The following is a 5,037-nucleotide window of genomic DNA, read 5'->3' as shown; positions in this document are numbered from 1 at the left end:
CGCGAGCTGGCCGAGCGCTGGCAGGGGACCGCGATCGCCTGGGAGCAACTGGCCGAAGCCCTGGCCGCCGCCGACCTGGTGGTCAGCACCACCGGCGCCGAACAGCCGATCGTGACGCTAGAAATGTATCGGCAGCTCGAGGCAGAGCGTTATCAGCGCGACCTATTCATCCTCGACCTGGCCGTGCCCCGCGACTTCGAGCCCGCCATTGGCGACGCGCTCAACGTGTATTTGTATTCGTTGGACGATCTGCACGAGGCCTGCGAGCGCAACCGCCAGGAACGAGCCCGGCAATGGCCCAAGGCCAAGGCCATCGTCGAGCAGGAAACGGCCCGCTTCATGGCCGACCTGAACCACTGGGCCACCGCGCCGATCATTCAGCGCGTCAAACAAGACTGGCAGCAGCACAAGAACGACGAGCTCCGCCGGCTCTTCAATAAACTCCCCGACCTGCCCGACCGCTCGCGCGCTGAAATCACGCAATCCTTCGAGCGCCTCATCAACAAGCTCCTCCACCCGCCCCTCGAATCCCTGCGCGACGAAGCCAAGCAAGGCGTGCCGCATGGGCTGCTCGAAGCTTTTAAGCGGCTGTTTAATTTGAAGGATTGAACGGGCGGAGCCACTGGAGCTGGCACTTGGTGAATCGCTCAACATGCCGCCCGCCGATAATTGGTTCGGGCTGCGCAGATTACCGTGGCAGCACGATTCTAAACACCGTGCGGCCGGGTCCCTCGCCCCAAAGGGCAATAAAGCCGAGCTTGCTATAGGCCGCGTAAAAAACTTGGTTCGGCAAGTTTTGCAAGTGCCAAGTTGCATCCAGGCGAAACCGGTCCCAGCGCGGCGCATTTGCAGTGAGATGGTACAACGCTTCCGACGCCAACACGTAGACCGACCCCAGCCGGTCGCAAAACACGCCATTAATTGCGCCGGAGTCAGCGAGATGGAGTGTCTGCGACTTACCGTCGCGCCAGCAATTCAACTGTCCCGGCGGCTCGTCCCACGGCTCGCGAAACCAAAGGTTTCCGGGGGAGTCGATTGCCACCGGCCAACCGGACCCACGACAGAGTTCAACAGTTTCTCGCTCGCCGACCCGGACAAGTGCATTACCGGAGATCTCAAAGCCGCCGCTGGCCAGGGGGCGGCCCGTCATGCAGCCGATCCACAAGTTCCCGTGGCCGTCGGGTAAGATGGTTTGGTTTTCATCGGCGAATGTGTCGACAGCCAATTGGATTTTTTCAAAATGCAGGCGGCCGCCACGAATTTGTCCCAGCAGTGGAAAACGTGCGCGCCTGTAGTATGAAGCGGCGTAAACTTTCGCCCCTCCGATGGCCGCCAACTCGTCGATCTCGCTCGCTCCGACGGCATCCTCTAAAGCTCCGCGGGCGTCGACCCATTCGTCGCCGACCAGCACTAACAGGCGGTTGCCATCGCGGACCCAGAGATTCGCGTCCCGATCCGCGACGATCGCAAAGGCCGGTCGCTCCATTACCTCGGGAATCGGGGGACGCTGGAACGCGCGTACGACCCGCGCGCGTTCATGCTGCAACAAGGCTTTTAGCGTGCCGCGCTCTGCAATGCGTTGCTTCCCTTCAAATAAGCGGTAGGTTTCTCCGTTTGTTGCTACAACGGTCCCACTGCGGCCGGCCGCCAGGATCTCGAACTGTTCTCCCATTTGCTGCCATGCAGCGCCGTCAAACCGCACCAGTCCCATGCCATCGACCACCGCCCAAATCGAACCATCGTCCAAGACGCGGGCGTCGGTAGTCCAATCCCATGATTCGACGACAACTTCGGGGTCAGCGGCCATCAAGCGGGGCGCAATGGGCCCGAAGGCCATAGCGATCATCAGGTACGACCACAGCGCAGCGGCGCGCGTGAGGCGTGAAAAGCTTCGCACGGCGGACTGCCGCGCAGTTCGGAATTGCGTGAAATCGGCCGGTGTCATGGATCGGTCGGAAGGTGAATCAGTTGTATCCGGGTCGGGTTGGATGCGGGTGTTGCGACCATGAGATATCCAAGCTGGCTGTAATCGCTATAGCTTCTCTGTGGCGAGACTGCCTCCAGGGCGACCGTGCATGTTGTGCGAAAGTGGTCGTACGAAGGAGCATCAGCCACGACCCGTTGCAACCCGGACGCAGTCCAAAACCACGCAGAACCTAAGCGGTCTGAAAACCCGCGCCAAATGCGATCGGTGCCCGGGAGTGCAAGATGCCCTATCAGTCGACCGCCGCGCCAGACGTTCAATTCATTGCCCGGCCTGTTTTCGATGTCGGTGAGCCAGACGTTCTCCGCATCATCAGTAAGAATTGGTTTGCCGGAACAGCTAATTGTTTCGACTAGCCCCTTGTCATTAATGCGGCCGAACAATTGCGGCGGGTCAAACGGTGGCGGGTTCACTGAAATGGATATGTTCGCCCACATCGCACCTCTAGAGTCGAGGCGGCCGAGACCGTAATTCCCAACTTCCGCGACGCCGGAAATCGGCTCGAATCGCAGTCGGCTATCGCGGGCCGATACAAGAAGTGATCCATGCTCCTGAAGGCTGTGCAGGTAAAGCTTGCTACCATCCCCAACCGGTGTTATTGAGGCGACGAGTCCGGCAACGCCGATCCATTTTTCGCCGGATAATACCCGCACGTCACGATCTTTACGGACCCAAATGTTGTCGAGCGAGTCACATGCTAAGAACAGTGTTGAATTCATATGGTCGGTCGCCTGCATCGTCGAGGGGAAGCTACGACGGATGAGCTGCCGATGGCGCTGAACTAACACATGCAGGTCGAAATCCGTTCCAATGAGCCGATCGCGCTGTATTAGCGAGTAAGAGTGTTTGCCGTTGACGTCCGCGTCGATGACGACCACGTCATGATTTCCAACAACGATTTCGCTGGTTTGTGCGCCTAGCGTGAGCGACTTCCATTGCCTTCCGTCGAACTGCATCAACGGCGCATCGCGCCGTACCGCCCATACCGAGCCGCCTGCAGCGACGAAGGCGCGATGGAAATGCCCCTCAAGCGTGGTGACTTTTGGCATCCACCGGTCGTCGCGAACCGCTGGGCTATAAACCATGACTAGCTGGGTATACGGAGGGTCCGAGCCCGCCGCAAACACGTGGCCGTCGCGGTCCACGGCCTGCAACCACCTGTGCTCAACGTCGGGCAGTTCATCAGCCACCGCTCCGCTGCGGAGCTTGATCAAGCTTATCGGTCGTGAACCATTCAAGGCCGACAACCAAAAGGCGCTTCCAGACGGCGTCAGAATTGCGGCATCCAAGGGCCACTGGAACCCATCATTCGACGCTGCGGGCCATTGGTTGCCGAGTTCGGCCCGCGAGACGAGCGTCTGCGTACCGTCGAGCTGCCGAATGATCAATGCGGAGCCGTGGGCCTGATTGCTCACGGATCGCACGATGAACAGCAGACGCCCACCAGGGTCCTGGTAGAGGGCGAGCAGGCCGGACGCGACGACTTTGCCAATCCGAAATTCCTTGTCGCGGTTCGAAGGCTCGATTAAGGCAGAGACCAATGCCTTCTCCGCCTCCTTCAATCGGTGTCGAATTTCAGGATCCGTGGCCTCGGCGAACTCAGTTCCGAGTCGTGGCAGCACGCCCAATCCAATCTCCACGATCGTTTTCGACGCTAGCTCCCGCGTGTCGAAGTGCCGCGAGCCTAAGTCCCTGAGCAGTGTTTCGAAATTCTTGGGCTCAGCGCGGAGGATTGGCGAATGGAATGATCCGGCACCCTCTCTGCGCGTTCCGTACCAAACGACACCTTCGTCCGTTATGACTAATTGCCGCACGGTTGGTGTTTCAGTTGTGGATGAGCGTTCGAACTTCCTGCCAAGCGACCACCGGGCGTTGTGCCAGACCCAGAAGTCGGAAGTTTTCGGAATATGAGCTACGGCCGATTTGCCATCGGGGCTGACAGCCAGCAGTGGCGATCCGCCTTCACCGTTATCGGGCAACTCAAAATAGGACCACTCACGGCCGTCGAACCGGTGAATCCCGCCGAAGTCGATAAACCAGCAGCTATCCCCGATTGCCCGGTTTCGCTCTTCCAAGTCGAGTTGGCCCTTCGTCGGGCACTTGCCGAGAAACCGGCAGTTGGGGCCCGCACTGCGTTCCACCCAGCGACGCCCGTCGAAGCCGAGCAATAAGCTGTTATCGCTTACATAGAACCATGCGCCGCCACGACCATCAATTAGTGCCAAAGTGGCCGCAGAAATTAGGGGCGAGCGCTGGTTGATTTCGGATTCCAAAGACCGTTTGATCTCGCGAAGCGTCCGCAGATTATCGTCCGGCAGTTTTGCCTGCCGCCACGTTCGACCGTCTGGACCCGCAACGATCCACTCGGCTCTCGAATCAATCGGCGCCCAACGTTCTGCCGGGAGCTCGAAACGCCCGTCGGCGGGGTCGTTCCCGCCCTCGGCCTGGCAAGGTAGCGCGACCACAACCAGCACGACGATGCTTAAAACGGAGCGCATAGCGTTGCAACTACAAATACGACGAAAGGCGCCCCTCGAATCATCGTACCGAGCAAGTCGCACTGGCGGCAACCACTACGGCCACTTGCATCATACTTTGGTCGCAAAAACCGACACGGTGCGCCCCACGCCTTGCTCGAAGCCACGAGGTGGCTGTTCAAAGTTAAGAACTGACCCGTGTCGACCCCAAGCGGCTACGTGCCACCGTGAGGCTTCGCAGGGTATATTCTTTCGGACCGCGGCCACTCTCGGCTGCGTGATGCCCAACACCGGGATGACGCATGGAAATCTGGCATTTCATCGCGAATACGCTGGTGGCCATGCTGTTGGGCGTGGCGATTGGCTTGGAGCGGCAGTTTCGGCAGCACCCGGCCGGGCTGCGGACGAATACGCTGGTCGCGCTGGGCGCGGCGTTGTTCGTGTCGCTGTCGCGGCTGATGGATGACTCGAGCAGTCCCACGCGCATCGCGTCGTACATCGTCAGCGGGCTGGGGTTTCTGGGCGGTGGCGTGATTCTGCGCGAAGGTTTTAACGTACGCGGACTGAACACGGCGG

General features: G+C 59.9%; 5 protein-coding genes. 3 read left to right on the top strand and 2 right to left on the bottom strand.

What is annotated here, in order from left to right; translation table 11 throughout:
* Window positions 1-609, top strand: a 609-nt coding sequence (locus VGG64_07495) for a glutamyl-tRNA reductase (GenBank protein ID HEY1599430.1), incomplete at its 5' end; no start/stop codon positions are given.
* Between the two features lie 79 nt (window positions 610-688).
* On the opposite strand, the gene VGG64_07490 is transcribed toward VGG64_07495, so the two are convergent.
* Window positions 689-1,897, bottom strand: coding sequence for a hypothetical protein (locus VGG64_07490; protein HEY1599429.1), 1,209 nt, complete (start codon window positions 1,895-1,897; stop codon window positions 689-691).
* Window positions 1,898-1,941: 44 nt separating this feature from the next.
* The gene (locus tag VGG64_07485) at window positions 1,942-3,198 is read right to left on the bottom strand and encodes a hypothetical protein (protein HEY1599428.1); all 1,257 of its coding nucleotides are present in this window, start codon (window positions 3,196-3,198) and stop codon (window positions 1,942-1,944) included.
* Window positions 3,199-3,891: 693 nt separating this feature from the next.
* On the opposite strand from VGG64_07485, the gene VGG64_07480 reads away from it, so the two are divergent.
* Window positions 3,892-4,155 (top strand): hypothetical protein, encoded by a 264-nt coding sequence (locus VGG64_07480; protein HEY1599427.1) that lies wholly within the window; start codon window positions 3,892-3,894, stop codon window positions 4,153-4,155.
* Window positions 4,156-4,763: 608 nt separating this feature from the next.
* Window positions 4,764-5,037 (top strand): MgtC/SapB family protein (locus VGG64_07475; protein HEY1599426.1); only part of this gene is annotated, 274 nt, incomplete at its 3' end.

The organism is Pirellulales bacterium, from assembly GCA_036490175.1.
Taxonomy (GTDB): Bacteria; Planctomycetota; Planctomycetia; order Pirellulales; family JACPPG01; genus JACPPG01.
The sequence above is the reverse complement of the archived record's forward strand: the minus strand, read 5'-3'. Positions and strand labels throughout refer to the sequence as shown.